The sequence below is a fragment of the Clostridium sp. B9 genome (assembly GCF_050509515.1).
Classification (GTDB): Bacteria; Bacillota; Clostridia; order Clostridiales; family Clostridiaceae; genus Sarcina.
Genome location: NZ_JBNWKA010000003.1, coordinates 578,520 through 595,203, shown reverse-complemented (window position 1 = coordinate 595,203; position 16,684 = coordinate 578,520). Strand labels below are relative to the sequence as shown.

Sequence of the window (16,684 nt, the reverse complement as noted above, 5' to 3'; positions counted from 1 at the left end):
TCAAACTAATTTATCTAAAACTGATTCTCCAATTGTTCCCTCTGGCATTTTTAATCCAAAGTTATCAGCAATTGTTGCTCCTATTGTAGCAAAAGTTTTAGGTGTTTCTAATTGTCCATGACCTTTCATTGAAGGTGAATAAGCTAAGAATGGTACATACTCACGAGTATGGTCTGTTCCTGTGTAAGTTGGATCATTACCATGGTCAGCAGTTATGATTAATAAATCATCTTCATTTAATTTATCTAATACTTTTCCTAAGTTAACATCGAATTTTTCTAATTCTTCAGCATATCCTTGAGGATTTCTTCTGTGTCCCCATAAAGCATCAAAGTCAACTAAATTAACAAAACAGAATCCTGTGAAATCTCTATCCATTATTTCTAATGTTTGCTCCATTCCATGAACTGAACTCTTAGATTTATTTCCTTCAGTTATTCCTTCACCATCAAATATATCTTTGATTTTACCAACTGATATAACGTCATAGTTATTATCTTTTAATTCATTAAGAACAGTTCTTCCGTATGGTTTTAAAGCATAGTCATGTCTATTACTTGTTCTTTTGAACTCACCTTTTTTAGTTCCTAAATAAGGTCTTGCTATGATTCTTCCAACTTTCCACTCATCTTTAAGAGTTAATTCTCTTGCAATTTCACAACATCTGTATAATTCATCTAATCCGAAAGTTTCTTCTTGACCACAGATTTGTAAAACTGAGTCTGCTGATGTGTAAACTATCATATCACCAGTAGCTATTTGGTGCTCTCCTAATTCATCTAGAATCTCAGTTCCACTAGCACTCTTGTTTCCTACTATTTTATGACCTGTTTTTTCACTTAACTCATCTAATAATTCTTTAGGGAATCCAGTATCAGTGAAAGTTTGGAATGGTTTAGTTATGTGTAAACCCATCATCTCCCAATGTCCAGTCATTGTATCTTTACCAACACTAGCCTCTTCCATTTTCATTTGGTATCCTAAAGGATTAGCTACTGGTCCAACATGTTTAATTGGATGTAAGTTTGCTATACCCATTTTTTGAAGGTTTGGTATATTAAATGTATCTACTGACTCAGCTATATGTCCTAATGTATCAACATTAACATCTCCATATTCCTTTGAATCCTTCATTTGTCCAACACCTAATGAATCTATTACTATTGTGAAAATTCTTTTATACTTCTTGCTCATTTTAGAACCCCCTGTTGTATTTCCGTATATCTATTATAATTTTTAAGATTTTAATTTTCAAAGATTTTTTAAGATTTTAATTCAAACTTTTAAAGTTGATTTTTAGGTAAGTACTTTTTTACCTACCTAAAAATCTTTAATTTCCAGAATAAATTTTTTATTTTATTTTTCCATTTTCTCTATCTTCTTTTATTAAGTTTCTAATTCCTTCGATACCAGCTTTTATTGCAAGCTCTGTATCATGTACTTGTGGATTATCTAATCCAGCTTTTTCTCTTTCTTGGTTAGCTATAGTTAGGAAAACAGCTCCTACTCTTACTCTTAAGTAGCTTCCTACTATGAATAATGCAGCTCCTTCCATCTCTGATCCTAAGCATCCACATCTTTTCCATGCTTCCCATTTATTTAATAAATCGTAGCTTACAGGTTTTATTTCTGGTGAATGTTGTCCATAGAATGAATCTTTTGATTGAACTACGCCAGCGTGATATGGAACTTTTAATTCTTTAGCTCCTTTAACCAATGCATTTATTACATCTAAGTTTGCTACCGCTGGGAATTCAATTGGAGCATATTCTCTTGAAGTTCCCTCTGCTCTTATTGAACCAGTTGCTACTATAAGGTCTCCACCTTTAACATCTAAATCAATTCCACCACAAGTTCCTACTCTGATGAAAGTATCTGCTCCACACTTAACTAATTCTTCTAAAGCAATAGCTGCTGAAGGTCCGCCTATACCAGTTGAGGTAACGCTTACTTTTTCTCCATCTAAATATCCTGTGTATGTAACATATTCTCTTTTATCTGCTACTAATTCTGCATTATCTAAATATTTTGCTATTTTAGCACATCTTTTTGGATCCCCTGGCATTATTACGTATCTACCAACTTCTCCTGGTGCTACATCTATGTGATATTGTTTTTCTGAACCTTGTGAATAAATCATATTGAATTCCTCCTATTAATACCCATTAATATATAAATTTTTAAACTTGTCTACTTACTTGTATGTTATGTTTTTATAATACTACACTTTTTTAAAATTATCAAACGTTTACAAAAAGTTTTTTTCATTAATTATTGGTTATTAGAGCTAAATATCTTATAATTTAAGTATAAAACTAAATATTTCGGTACAACTTGTTTTATAACTTGTCTACTATTAGAAAGGTGATGCTATGGATATTCTTACTACAACAAAGCAAAAACAACCATTATACGTTACAGTTTATGATAAGCTTTTCAAAATGATTAGCGAAGGTAATTTTTCAGATGATAGCAGATTACCATCTGAACCAGATTTAGCAAAAAGGTTAGGCGTTAGTAGAAGTACGCTAAGACAAGCTTTAGCACTTCTGCAAGATGATGGACTTATAAAAAATATAAGGGGAAAAGGTAATTTTATAATAAAAGAAAATAAAACTAAGTTAACAGGCTTAGAAAAAATAGGACATCCTGTTTATAAATGCTTAGACATTGATATTGATAAAGTTGAAATTAATCTTAAGATAGATCCCCCTTCTGATTACTATAAAAAGATACTAGGTGAAAAGTCAGTAGCAACTGTATGTATAGATAGATGGTATTGGGCTGCTGGTTCAGCAATAGCCTACACTTATTCAATAATTCCAATAGAGGCAATCTCTTTATTCAATATAGATTTGAATAAAGAAAAAAGTATTCTAAGCTTTATTGAAGAAAAAAGCTACATAGACTGCACTGGCATAGAAAGTAAAATCAAACTTACAACTGCAGGTAGTTTTGTTACAAAGAATCATCCAATAAGTAATGAAACACAATTTTATCTTATTGATGAAGCTATTTATAACAACTCACAATTTCCAATAATATTTAATAAACATTATTTACCTGTAGATCAAAGTACACTAAAAATAAGTCCTATGAAATAAATTATTTCATAGGACTTATAAATATTCTTAATAAAAAACTAATCATTCTAATTGTATTCATTTCTTTAATTTCTAAAAAAACTCTATTAATTATTAATGTTCTCTATTTTAAAATTTTTTAGTTGCTCTATAAAAACTGGTTCTGAATAAAAATACCCTTGTATATAAATTTTTTTGTAATTTATATTTTTTATGACTTCAACCTGATTATAGTGTTCTACACCTTCACATACTATTGATCTACCTTCCGGTTCACATATTTCACATATGAATTCAATTATTTTTCTTTTTAATATATTAGTTTTTATATCATCTATAAAATATTTATCTAACTTAATTACATCAAAATCAATTTTATTTAATAGATCTAAGTTTGAATATTCTATTCCAAAATCATCTATAGCAACGATAAAACCATTTTCTCTCAAAATTGATATTGATTCTTTTATTTTTTCTATATCCTTTGCCTTAACTCTCTCCACAATCTCTAAGCAAATTAACTTTTGAACAAAGTTTGTACTTTTACTAATATGTATTAATTCTTCTATAAATTTTTTATTTTCAATTTCTAAAAATGAAATATTAACTGAAATATAGAATTTATTATTTTTAAGATTATTAAATTGACTTAAAATTTTATAATCTTCTAAGGTTTTATTTATTATCCATATAGAAATATCAAATAGCATATTACTATTTTCTATATCTGCAATAAACTTATTTGGTCCTAAAATGCCATTTTTAGATTTCATCCTTAAAAGCGATTCTAACCCTACAATTTTATTATTTTTAGGATTCACTATTGGCTGATAAACCAATATATAATTTTCATTTTTTATATTATTTTTTATTTCTTTCTGCTTTTTTTTGATTTTTACTTTTTTATATATAAAGAAATACCCTAGAATAATCAATAACATCAGTATTATAGTATTCTTGAATTTATTTTTATAAATATATTCATTGAAATATTTATTATAAAGCAAATTCTTATTTTTCTCTTTATTATGAGCCAATACCTCATCTATCTGATCTATAAGTTCCTTATTCTTTTTTTCAGCTACTATATATACTGGTCCACAAGAAAATTCAAATACTCTTTTCATATGTCGTTTTTCTAAATTACTACTAACCGTTGATACTATAAAATCAACTTTTCCACTTTCTAGATATTCTTCTGCTTCCTTATATGACCTTACATTTACTAACTTTATATTTATATCTTTTTCCTTAAAAAAATTTAATATATACTCATTATTTGCTTCATTTTCTATATACGCAAACCTCAATCCATTAAGACTTTCTAGATTATGATATTTTATCTTCTTATTTAAATAAATAGCATAATTTTCAGTTGCTATATACTGATTTGTATATGCATAATACTTTTCTCTCTCAATAGTTTTATTTATTCCAAATAATAAATCAATCTTTCCTTCTTTCAAATCATTTAAAGCATCGGTTATCCCACAATTTACATATTCATACTTAAAGCCAATTTTTCTAGAAAGTTCTTTTAATAAATCATTATAATATCCACTTTGTTCTAAGTTTTTATCAAAAAAGTAATATTCTCCATACTCATAAAATCCAACCTTAACCAATCTATTTTTATAAGTATCATTTATACAACTATCATATTCAGATTTATGAAATAAATTAAAATTAGAAATTAAAATAAATGTTGCACATCCTACTAAGAATAGTAATGCTAAAATATAATAAAATTTTTTATTATTTTTTCTCATAATATTTATACTCCTAATAAAATATTCTTTTTTAAAAACTATATTTTAAATTAGTGTATTTTAAATAGTTTTACAGTTCTATCTAAAATTAACTTTATTTTAGGCTCTATTTAAAGTTATATTGATTTCTAGCTATATCTAAAAATCAATACTACTTTAAAACATAAGCCTTATTTTAAAACAAAGCTTTTAAATAAAATAAATTAATTAAAGCTAAATAACCATTCTATGAAAAAAATATTAGAAAAGTAACCTTTATCCCTATATAATTATAATTAAAAAGCTGTAAACCCTCCATCTACAGGCATAAATATTCCTGTTATATTACTAGCTTCATTAGATGCTAAGAATAATATTGCATTTGATACTTCCTCTGCTTTTGCTACTCTATTTTGAGGTGATGTGACCTTTCCAGATACTATTCCACCTTCTATTTTAACACCAGCTTTCTCAGCTGCCTCTCTTTTCTTCCTTAAAAATTCTAAAGCTTCATGATACATTGGAGTGTCTGTAGTTCCTGGATTAACTGCATTTACTCTTATGCCATATTTAGCATAGTCTAAGGCCATATTTCTAGTTAATCCATTTAATCCATGTTTAGATGTTACATAAGCTGAATGTCCTGGAAAGCCTGTTAATCCAGCAACTGAAGATACATTTACAACTGCTCCACCTTTGTTTTGTTTAATCATTTCTTTGATTCCATAATGAGAACAATGGAATGCAGTCATTATATTACAATCTAATACATTTCTAAACATCTCTTCTGACATTTCATGAACCGGCGCTGGTGTACCTGTAATTCCAGCATTATTTATTAAAATATCTAATCTACCAAATTTATTTATAGCAGTATCAATAACCTTCTTACAGTTTTCTCCCTCTCTTAAATCACATATTAAAAATTCAACATTAGGAGTTATCTCTTTTATTTCTTCTAAAGTTTCTTTACTCATTTCCTCTTTTCTATCAGCTAAAACTAATTTAGCTCCTTCTTTAGCTGCTCTTAAGGCTACGGCTTTACCAATCCCTCCAGCTGCTCCTGTAACCACCATTACCTTGTCCATAAATCTTCCATTAATTATTTCACCCATAAATTTCTATTACTATTAAGTAACTCTTTCTACAAATTACTCAATGGTAATATCTCACCTCCTCAATAATATTTTCTAAATTCTTCTAATCTTTCATATTATTAAGTAATATATTATCTTTAAATAACAATGTCAATATTAGTATATCTAACTTATTTATCTATTTCTCTTTGATTCAAACCGTATGTTTGTCTCATAAAATATATTTCATATTAAACCAAAGAAAATATTCACTTCATAAAGAATGTTTTATATTTAATCTAACAAATTAATATGTATAAAAAATTTTTTAATTTATGTAAATCACTTAGTTTATTTGATTTTTATCTTAATAATTTAATAATTGAAATTTATCTATATAAATCAACCTGATTTATTATAAAAATAGATATTGAATTAACAAACTCAATATCTATTTCGGTCTATAAGTATTAATAAATATACCTTTTTATATTTAACCTTAATCAAAAACTCTATAAAAGATGTTTATAATTCTACAGTTGCCCCTTTGAAGTCAACATCAAACTCTTTTACTTGCCATACTCCATTCATAGGCTCAACAAATTCTTTCATAATCTCATTAAATTTATTATCCTCCTTTGAGATTACATTCATTATTGTCGGTCCTGCTCCACTTAAAAAAGTTCCTATGCTCTGTTTGCTACATACTCTTATTATTTCATCATAATTTTCTATAAGTTTTCCCCTATATTGTTGATGAAGCCTATCTTGACACCCATGCTTTACTAAATCAAATCTACCATTTGCAAATGCTGAAAGCATAAGAGCAACTCTTCCAGTATTAAAAACTCCATCTTTATAATCTATCTTCTTTGGAAGAACACTTCTTGATTCTTCAGTAGATAAGGTAAAGTTTGGAATTAAGGCACAAAATTTCAAATCATCCTTAATATCAATTTCATTGTGGTAAACACTATTCCCCTCTTGAATAGCAACGGTCATTCCTCCAAATAATGCAGGTGCAATATTATCTGGATGACCCTCAATTATTGTAGCTAATTCTAAAATTTCATGCTTACTTAACTGACCACCTAAAAGTTCATTTCCTCCAATTATTCCTCCTAAAATACAGCTTGCACTACTTCCAAGCCCTCTTGATTCTGGAATTTCTCCTTCAACTTTTATTCTAATCCCTTTACCCTTATACCCTAATTTTTCAAAACATTCTTGTAATGCACAATAAATCATATTATCCTTATTTCTATATTTTTTTCTACATCCTTCAATTATTAATCCTTCTTCAATTTCCTCTATAGTAAAAGTGTTATAAACTCCTAAAGCTATCCCTAAGCAGTCAAATCCTGCCCCCATATTTGCAGTTGTTGCTGGAACTCGAACTTTTATCATCATATTCACCTACGCTTTTAATATATTTTTTATAACATTCTTTATTTCATCTTTATTACATATTTCATTATGAATCTTCTCTTTATCTTCTAAATCTTTAACCCCTTTTGGAATTTCTATTTTAATAATTTCTGATAATTCTTTTATGAGCTTAAATTCATCATTCTCATCACTTAACTCTAAGGCATCATTTATACTCTTAGTAAATTTAAATGGACTTGCCGTTGATACAATAATAGTTTTCTTATTATCTCCTGTCTTTTCTTTATATTTTTTATAAACCATATATCCAACAGAAGTATGTGTATCAATAAGATAATTGCATTCTTCGTAAATTTCTTTTATTCCTTTAAGAACCTCATTATCATTAGCAAAATCCCCGTATAAATCTTTCATATTACTTTTCATATAGTCATTTATTTCATACTTACTATTCTCTTTTAAATCTTTCATAAGCTTATTTATAACCTTTGAGTCTTGTCCACTTATATCATATAAGAATCTTTCTAAGTTACTTGAAATTAGTATATCCATAGATGGCGAATTTGTTATTAAAAAATTTCTTTCACAATCATAAATTCCTGTATTTATAAAATCAGTTAATACATTATTTTCATTTGATGCACAAATAAGCTTGTCTATAGGCAACCCCATCTTCTTAGAGTAGTAAGCTGCTAAAATATTTCCAAAATTACCTGTTGGGACAACTATATTTATTTCTTCACCACTATCTATTCTATTTTCTCTAAGGAGTTTAAAATAAGAATACACATAATAAACTATCTGAGGAATTAACCTACCTATATTTATTGAGTTAGCCGAAGAAAACATATAATCATTTTTCTCTAAAAGATTTTTAAATTCATCATCATTCAACACTTCTTTTATAGCTCTCTGAGCATCATCAAAATTCCCATTAACTCCTATAACAAATGTATTTTTACCTTCTTGAGTCTGCATCTGCCTTTTCTGAACTTCGCTTATTCCTTTCTCTGGATAAAAAACTATTATCTTTATTCCATTTACATTAGCAAAACCTTCAAGAGCTGCCTTCCCAGTATCTCCTGAAGTAGCTGTTAAAATAACTATTTCTTTTTTATTCTCACTTTTATCACTAGCACATTTTATTAAATGAGGTAATATTGATAAAGCCATATCCTTAAAAGCTAAGGTCTTACCACGATAAAGCTCTAAAAAATAAATATTTTCAACTGCAGCTAAAGAAATAATTTCCTCACTGCTAAACTTAGAATCATAAGCTTTATCAATACACTCTTTAAGCTCATCATCAGTAAAATCAACAAAATATTTTTTTAATATATAAAAAGCACACTCTTTATAATTCATACCTTTTAATTTATCAAAGTCACTTTTTAAACTTGGAAAAATCTCAGGCACATAAAGCCCTCCATCACTTGATATACCTTTTAATATTCCTTGAGAAGATTTTATTCTTTTTTCTCCTCCTCTTGTACTTTTAAAAATTTGCTCCATAATATCCCTCCATTCTAAAAATAATATAATTCCATTTTATTACATTAATCCTTTTTTGATATAATATACTGTTCTTCTAATAAAATCAACTGTGTTTTATCAAAGGACACAAAATAATTTTTCTTATCTTTTTAACTTTAATTATTAAGAAATTTAATTTATCTATAACTATATAAAAATAATATTTAAAATTTATTTTATAAATATTTTAAAAGAATTGTTCTATATAATTTTATATGGTAATATATCGTAAACATAATTTGGTATTTAGGAGATTGAGAAATATGAAAAAATTTAGAAACAAAGGATTTGTTATTGCTTTAGCCTCAATATTAATCGTTGGTTCATCATTTATATCTTGTGGAACAAATGCTGAGGAAAGTAAAAATAAAACTAATACTGAATCTAATAGTAATAACTCTGAAAATAATCCTAATGAAGAAGTTAGTACACAAAATAAGAAAAATTCCACAGAAGAAGTTCCTACTAAAGAAAATACTAATTTAGAAACTTCTAATAAAGAAGAAAAAGTTTCAACTGGTGAGATTGAAAATGATGAGAATAAAAATAGATTTGAAGGATTAAAGACTACTATTGAAGACATGAATATACCAGTTTTATGCTATCATGATGTAACTCCAAATAATCCTGATAACAATGAACTTTTACTTAGTCCAGAAAAATTTAGAGAGCAACTTCAATATTTAAAAGATAATGATTATGCTCCACTTACTTTAAATGAGTTTTATAATTATCTAAAAAAGAGTGAACCTGTTCCTGAAAAATCTGTATTAATAACTTTTGATGATGGATATAAAGGTAATTATGAATATGCCTACCCAATTTTAAAAGAATTTAATTTTCCAGCTACATTTTTTATAATTTCAAACTTTATTGGATCACCAGATTTCATGACAGCTGAAGAAATAAAGGAAATGTCTGATAACGGAATAGATATAGAAAGTCATACTGCAAAACATGAAGATTTATCAACACTTGATGAAGCTAGTCAGTTAGAGACTTTTAAAAACTCTAAAGAAGTCTTAGAAGAAATTATTAAAGAGCCTATTGAATTTATAGCTTATCCATTTGGAAGACATAATCCAAGTACAAGAATTGCTGCAGAAAAAGCGGGTTACAAACTTGGTTTCAATTTAAATGGAGAGTTTGCTGATAGAAGTGATAATAATTATAACATTGATAGAATTTATGTTAGCAATAATTATTCAATACAAAAATTTGAAGATAGGCTTAAAGGAAAATAACTTACTCTTTAATTTATGTCTCTGTTTTAAGTACGTGTTGATTTAAAACAGAGACTATTTAATTGATTAACTTCAAAAAATGTTTAAATCATATTAATAAAATCAATTTATTTACATACTAATTCAAAACACCTCCTACACAACCAATACAATATTTTAATATCGAAAAACAATAAATAATTGTTGATTTTTCATTTTAGAGATGCTATACTATCCATAAATTAATTAGTAAATTATTTGAAATTAATAGTTTTAAAAACTAGATTTTATTAGAATTATTTTTTACTAAGTATGATTAAAAGGAAGGAAATTTTTATGAACACCATGTATGATATTGCAATTATAGGATTAGGACCTGCTGGGTCTACTTTAGCAAGACTACTTTCTAAAGAATTTAAAATTATTGCTATAGATAAAAAGAATACTCTTGAAGATGGATTTCAAAAACCTTGTGGAGGGTTACTATCCTCAGATGCACAAAAAGTTTTTGCAAAGTTTGATATGACTCTTCCAAAGGATATTCTAGTTGATCCTCAAATTTTTGCAGTAAAAACCATAGATGTAAAACATAATTTAATTCGTCATTACCAAAGATTTTATATAAACCTTAATCGTCATAAATTTGATTTATGGCTTAAATCACTCATTCCAAGTAACGTTGATATTTATAATAACTCTGCTTGTACTAAAATAGAAAAAGTCGCTGAAGGATATAAAGTTACCTTTTCTGAAAATGGAGAGAAACATACTATTTTAACTAAGTATTTAGTTGGTGCTGATGGAGCTAATTCATTAGTTCGTCGTACTATTTATCCAAATAAAAAAATAAGAACCTATATGTCTATTCAACAATGGTTCTCTGAAGAGCATGAAAATCCATTCTACTCTTGTATATTTGATAATGAAATAACTGATTGTTGTTCATGGTCAATCTCAAAGGATTCCCACTTTATATTTGGTGGTGCCTATCCCTTAGATAATGCCAGAGAAAGATTTGAAATGCAAAAAGAAAAACTAGAAAAATTAGGTTTTAAATTTGGACAACCTATAAAAACTGAAGCTTGTCTTGTACTAAGACCTTCTAAATACTCCGATTTTTGTTGTGGAAAAGATAATGCTTTCTTAATTGGAGAATCTGCTGGATTCATAAGTCCAAGTTCCCTAGAAGGAATAAGTTCAGCTATAAACAGTGCTGAATATCTAAGTAAAATATTAAACTCACACAGCAAAAATCCAAACAAAAAATATAGAGCAAAAACTTTTAAAATAAGACTTAAAGTTTTTTCAAAACTATTTAAATGCCCGTTTATGTATAACTCTTTATTACGTAAACTTGTTTTAAAAAGCAAATTCCAAAGCATAGATATAGTTTCTGAAGAGTAAAATTAAAGCTGTATAAATTTAATATTATACAGCTTTAATTTTTATTATAGAAACTTACTAAAGTTCTATAATACTCTATTTATTTACTGCTTCATTAGATGTCTCTTTATCTTCTTGTAATCTATTGAATATATTTTTTGAAACAACTGATATTATAGTTGAACAAATCATAGCTCCTAATAATACTTTCCAAGGAGCTGCTCCATATTTTTGAAATAAGAATCCATATAAAGCCTGCCCTATTGGCATTGCACATAAAGATACTCCTAATAGACATGATATAACTTTTCCAACTATTTCAGGTGGAGTTTGTATTTGTATAAATGTCATCATTTGAATACTAAACATAGTAGCAAATGTCATAATTAAGAATCCCATTGCTGAAACTACTACATAACTTATGAATTCTGGAACTGGAATTAAAAATACAATTACCATTGGTAGTAATGCTATTGATGCAAATAACACTAAGATATTTGAGTTTTTAATATTTAGCTTTTTATGAAATATTCCAACTGATATTCCTCCTAAAACTGATCCTATAGCTAAAACTCCTTGTGATATTCCATATAAACTATCACTTAATTTTAAAGTTTGTGTTATTAATGCAGGCATTCCAACAACTATCATAGAACTTAAGAATAAGTTTAAAGCTGAAATTATTAAAATCGCTTTAAATAAAACTGGTTTTTCATTCAAAATAAACTTCATGCTTATTTTAATATCATCATACTTCTTACTTATACATACTAATAGTATGTATACAGAATACCATCACAAACCTTTATTGTAAATTATATCTATTTTAAAAAAAGACCTACAAATAAAGATTTTAATCTATTTAAACTTAAAATCCTCTTTATAAGTCTTTCTCTATTTTAGTGACCTAATTCAGCATTTAAGCCATTAGGTTTATTATGTATTGCTATTTTCTCTAATAGCTGTTCACAATCTCTATGCATTCCTATTAAGTTAACTTTTGTACCATTCTTATGGAATTTTATAACTACTTTATCTATAGCATCAACTGCTGACTCATCCCATATTTTCATGTGAGCTAAATCTATATCAATTTCTTTTACATCTTCATAATAATCAAATTTATTGATAAATGCTGTTGTTGAGGCAAAAAATAAAGGTCCATTACACTTATATCTAACATTATTATCTTTAATTATTTTTTCAACATGAACATGTGAAATCTTAGCTGTAAAGAATACTGCGCTAAGAATTACTCCAGCCACTACCCCATAAGCTAAGTTATGTGTCAATAACACTATTCCCACTGTTGTTAACATAACAATAGTGTCTGTAACTGGTACATGCTTCATTCTCTTTAATGAACCCCAATTGAATGTTGTTATTGAAACAACTACCATAACTGTAGCTAAGGCTACTACTGGTATTCTTAAGAATAGTCCGTTAAATAAAATTACAAATATAAGCATTGAAGCTCCTGCTGTAAAAGTAGATAGTCTTCCTTTTCCACCATACTCTTGGTTAATTACGGTTTGTCCAATCATTCCACATCCTGCAATTCCTCCAAAGAAACCTGTTACTATATTAGCCAAACCTTGCCCAACACATTCCTTATTTTTATCACTAGGATCATCATTTATATCATCAACTAGCTGAGCTGTTAATAATGATTCAACTAATCCAACTATTGAAAGTGAAATTGAATAAGGTAATATTATTTTTAAAGTTTCAAGATTTAATGGTACATCAGGAATTAAAAAAGTTGGTAACTCCTTAGTTATTCTTCCCATGTCACCTAAACTAGTAACATCCATTCCTGTTCCTAAAACTATTGTGCTAATAACTATGATTGCAACTATTGGTGATGGAATAACCTTTGTAAATTTTGGTAATATATATATTATAGCTATTCCTATTGCTCCAAGAACAAGTAACATATAGTCACCTTTAAAATGATCCACTTGAGCCATAAACATCATTATCCCTAATGAATTAACAAAACCTATCATAACTGGCTTTGGAATAAACTTTAATAGTTTTCCTATCTTTAAAAATCCAAATATAACTTGAAATACTCCAGTAAGTATTGTTGCAAGTAACATATACTCTACTCCATATTCCCTAACCAAACTAGCAAGAACTAAAGCCATTGACCCTGCTGCTGCCGATATCATCCCTGTTCTTCCACCAAATATAGAAATAATAACAGAAATACAAAAACATGAGTAAACTCCTACCATAGGATCAACCCCTGCCACTATAGTAAAGCCTATGGCTTCTGGAATAAGAGCCATACAAACAACTATACCTGCTATTAACTCTTTTCTAACATTTCCAAACCACTCTTTTTTTAATTTTTCCATAAACACCTTCCTTTGTTTATTCAACATATATAAATGCTAAATTTTTCATTTGTTTTATCTATTATATAGATTTTTAAAATCCGCTCATTATCTAATAACTTATTTTCTTCTAATTCTACTTAACATTGCATTAATAATAATTAACATCTGAATATATTAATCTATCCTTTATTAAATGGTATTAAGGAATTGCCTTTTTCTCTGTTATTAAAATAATCTAAATACTAAAAATAACTAAGTAAAATCTTATTGAACTTACTTAGCTTTCTTTAAGCACAACTATTCTAGTATATTAAATAGAATATAAAGTTTCAACATATTTTTATATTCTCTAATAGAAAAATCTACTCAAAACTTTATATTAATTATAATGTTTAAAGTAATATAATATATAAATTTCCGAATATTTCTTCTTTAAAATTATTTTATTCCGTATAATTGCTTTTATAAATGTTAATTTTTTATTATTAATTGTTAAAATTAATAATTTTATAAAAACAGTTTTAAACCATCATTTGACATATTTCTCAATATAATATAGTATACATTTTATAATTGTAGTATTATTAATATTTAAGTTACTTTTTTTATAATTTAATATTAATAATATATTTATTTTTTCACTTAATCCAATTATTTAAATTTATATTAAATTTTTCTTTATTTTTAATATAATAGTTTTACTTCAAACAATTTACAAATTATTTGATTTTTTTTATAATTTCATCAAATAATTATATAATAAAAAAAACACTCATTAATTGTATACGTTATAAAATATTATTTTAATAAAAATAATATTTTATTAAATTTGACAAAATATTTTCTATATTATAATATACATATCGCTACAAAATTAGTAATAAATCACAATAAAAGAATAACTTAATATTTATATAGAAACGTTGACATATATCCTGTGTTTGGGCATCTGGGGTATATTGAGTTAGTGATGCAACCGGCTATTTTATAAAAACCTTTAATTTTATTTATGGAATTGCACTAAATGAATTACCATCTAACTTAGGTATAAAACAAGGTGATATACTTGGCTACCTAGAAGTTCCTAGTATAAAATTAAATTTACCTATATATTTTGGTACTGATCCTAATACCTTAACTAAAGGTATTGGAATGTTAGAAGGTACCTCATTCCCAGTTGGGGGAGAAAGTACTCATTCTGTTTTAGCTGCTCACACAGGATTAACAAATCAAAAACTATTTACTGATATTGATAAACTAAAAAAAGGTGATATTTTTTTCATTCATATTTTTAAGAAAAAAATGGCTTACAAAGTAAATCAAATTAAAGTTGTTCATCCTGATCAAATTGATGAGTTAAAAATAATAAAAGGAAAAGATTACGTTACTCTTTTAACTTGTTATCCATATGGAATAAATACTGAAAGATTGCTAGTTCGTGGAGAAAGAACTGATATCACTCCTCAAATTGAAAAAGAAATAGAAGTTGCACAAAAAAATACGAATATATTCGCTCATACAAATAAAAAACTTATAATAATTATTATATTATTATTAATAATACTCTTATTAATAGTAGTGTCTTTTATAAAAATAAAGTTTGCAAATAGTAAAAAATAGTATCAATTTTTGTGATACTATTTTTTATTTATAAACTCTATTTGAAGCAGTGATTATTTATAAAACATACATTTTTTATATTATCCTTCAATAATATCAACTTATTTGAATATTATATTATCATCATGTGAAATTCAATAATAAAAAGCTTTAATCTAGGAGGTATATATTGATGAAAATCATACCTTTATCAAAAAAATATTATAAAAAAGCAAGTAAATTAGTTGATTCTGTCTTTTTTGATGAAGATTACACTCCATCTAAAGAACTAAAAGCAAGTCTTTCTAAAAAATACTTAAAAAAATTCCAAAAACATCATGATAGTGATGTTTTATCTCTAAAATACTATATTGCCATAGATAATTTAAAATCTATTATAGGAATTATTGGATTATATACTATAAAAAACGACTCAAAAGATAATATATGGCTTGGTTGGTATTGTGTTTCTCCAGATTATAGAGGAAAAAAAATAGGAAAAACTCTACTTGAGTTTGCTATTGAAGAAGCAAAAAGACAAGGTAAAAAATATTTATATCTCTATACTTCTACAGAATCTAAAGAGGCTGTAGCTCAAAAAATATATGATATAAATAACTTTGATATTATTTATATAGAAGACATGGATGGTTATAGTTTACTTTATAGAAAAAAATTTTTACAACCTTAGATAGTTTTGCTTTAAACAAAACTATCTTATTTCTTTGCTCTGTTTTTAAAATTTAGTTGACATATAATTATAAAAACCTTAAAATAAATTCATCAATTAAATTGTATGCAATTTAATTTAACAAAATTTATTTTAAAAAATTTAAATTAATAATTACTTAGGAGGATTTTTTTATGGAACAGAATGGAAGAGAAATGTTATTAAAATTACAACAAGGAGAATTAGATGCAGTTTTAGTTTATAAAAAACTAGCTGAATTAGCTAATTCACAAGAAGAAAAAGAAATATTATTAGGAATAGCTGCTGATGAAGGAAGACATGCTTCAATAATAAAGGAATATTCAAATGAAGTTTTAAAACCAATTAGCAAATCTGCTGAAGAAATAGAAGCAGCATACAAAAATTTAGGAAGAAAAAAAGTGTTTGAGATGTTAATAGGAGCTGAACTTAATGGTGGTCCTGTATATGAAAAACTTGGAGAAAACTTCCCTAAATTTAAAGATATAGCAAAAGATGAAATAAAACATGGAAACTTATTAAAAGGATTATTACAATAGATTAATCTTATCTTCTTTACAGGAGATATCCAAACTTTTATAGAAATCACATACTAA

The 16,684-nt window shown here is 26.6% G+C and carries 14 protein-coding genes and 1 riboswitch; of the genes, 6 read left to right on the top strand and 8 right to left on the bottom strand.

Translation table 11 applies throughout. From position 1 onward, the window contains the following. Positions 1-1,194: a phosphopentomutase gene (locus tag ACQZHJ_RS02710; protein ID WP_430484003.1), complete on the bottom strand. Its 1,194-nt coding sequence runs from the start codon at positions 1,192-1,194 to the stop codon at positions 1-3. A gap of 157 nt (positions 1,195-1,351) precedes the next feature. Further along, a complete protein-coding gene (udp, locus tag ACQZHJ_RS02705; protein WP_430484002.1) occupies positions 1,352-2,140 on the bottom strand; it encodes a uridine phosphorylase in 789 nt (262 codons plus the stop codon). Between the two features lie 232 nt (positions 2,141-2,372). Between udp and ACQZHJ_RS02700 the strand changes: the two genes are divergently transcribed. Then, entirely contained in the window at positions 2,373-3,104 is a 732-nt protein-coding gene (locus ACQZHJ_RS02700) for a GntR family transcriptional regulator (RefSeq protein ID WP_430484001.1), read from the top strand. Positions 3,105-3,190: 86 nt separating this feature from the next. On the opposite strand, the gene ACQZHJ_RS02695 is transcribed toward ACQZHJ_RS02700, so the two are convergent. From ACQZHJ_RS02695 to thrC, 4 genes are all read right to left on the bottom strand, one after another. After that, positions 3,191-4,852 (bottom strand): EAL domain-containing protein, encoded by a 1,662-nt coding sequence (locus ACQZHJ_RS02695; protein WP_430484000.1) that lies wholly within the window; start codon positions 4,850-4,852, stop codon positions 3,191-3,193. Between the two features lie 275 nt (positions 4,853-5,127). After that, positions 5,128-5,946, bottom strand: a complete 819-nt coding sequence (locus ACQZHJ_RS02690) for an SDR family NAD(P)-dependent oxidoreductase (protein WP_430483999.1) — start codon at positions 5,944-5,946, stop codon at positions 5,128-5,130. A 486-nt stretch (positions 5,947-6,432) separates the two neighbouring features. Then, on the bottom strand, positions 6,433-7,314 hold the full coding sequence (gene thrB / locus ACQZHJ_RS02685) for a homoserine kinase (protein WP_430483998.1): 882 nt from the start codon (positions 7,312-7,314) through the stop codon (positions 6,433-6,435). Between the two features lie 9 nt (positions 7,315-7,323). Further along, complete coding sequence (gene thrC / locus ACQZHJ_RS02680; protein ID WP_430483997.1) at positions 7,324-8,808, bottom strand: threonine synthase; 1,485 nt, start codon at positions 8,806-8,808, stop codon at positions 7,324-7,326. 284 nt (positions 8,809-9,092) lie between these two features. Between thrC and ACQZHJ_RS02675 the strand changes: the two genes are divergently transcribed. Further along, positions 9,093-10,073 carry a polysaccharide deacetylase family protein gene (locus ACQZHJ_RS02675; protein WP_430483996.1) on the top strand — a complete coding sequence of 327 codons (981 nt, stop codon included), beginning with the start codon at positions 9,093-9,095 and terminating at the stop codon, positions 10,071-10,073. 315 nt (positions 10,074-10,388) lie between these two features. Beyond that, complete coding sequence (locus ACQZHJ_RS02670) at positions 10,389-11,456, top strand: FAD-binding protein (protein WP_430483995.1); 1,068 nt, start codon at positions 10,389-10,391, stop codon at positions 11,454-11,456. Positions 11,457-11,531: 75 nt separating this feature from the next. On the opposite strand, the gene ACQZHJ_RS02665 is transcribed toward ACQZHJ_RS02670, so the two are convergent. Then, the gene (locus ACQZHJ_RS02665) at positions 11,532-12,167 is read right to left on the bottom strand and encodes an MFS transporter (protein ID WP_430483994.1); all 636 of its coding nucleotides are present in this window, start codon (positions 12,165-12,167) and stop codon (positions 11,532-11,534) included. A gap of 167 nt (positions 12,168-12,334) precedes the next feature. After that, on the bottom strand, positions 12,335-13,798 hold the full coding sequence (locus ACQZHJ_RS02660; protein WP_430483993.1) for a SulP family inorganic anion transporter: 1,464 nt from the start codon (positions 13,796-13,798) through the stop codon (positions 12,335-12,337). Positions 13,799-14,687: 889 nt separating this feature from the next. After that, positions 14,688-14,771: riboswitch (cyclic di-GMP riboswitch) on the top strand. Here ACQZHJ_RS02660 and ACQZHJ_RS02655 point away from each other — a divergent pair. The 3 genes from ACQZHJ_RS02655 (at position 14,768) to ACQZHJ_RS02645 (ending at position 16,627) form a co-directional block, all read left to right on the top strand. Then, positions 14,768-15,400 (top strand): class C sortase, encoded by a 633-nt coding sequence (locus tag ACQZHJ_RS02655; protein ID WP_430486854.1) that lies wholly within the window; start codon positions 14,768-14,770, stop codon positions 15,398-15,400. It overlaps the preceding riboswitch by 4 nt. A gap of 172 nt (positions 15,401-15,572) precedes the next feature. Further along, positions 15,573-16,070, top strand: a complete 498-nt coding sequence (locus ACQZHJ_RS02650) for a GNAT family N-acetyltransferase (RefSeq protein WP_430483992.1) — start codon at positions 15,573-15,575, stop codon at positions 16,068-16,070. A gap of 173 nt (positions 16,071-16,243) precedes the next feature. After that, on the top strand, positions 16,244-16,627 hold the full coding sequence (locus ACQZHJ_RS02645) for a ferritin family protein (protein WP_430483991.1): 384 nt from the start codon (positions 16,244-16,246) through the stop codon (positions 16,625-16,627). Positions 16,628-16,684 lie beyond the last annotated feature (57 nt).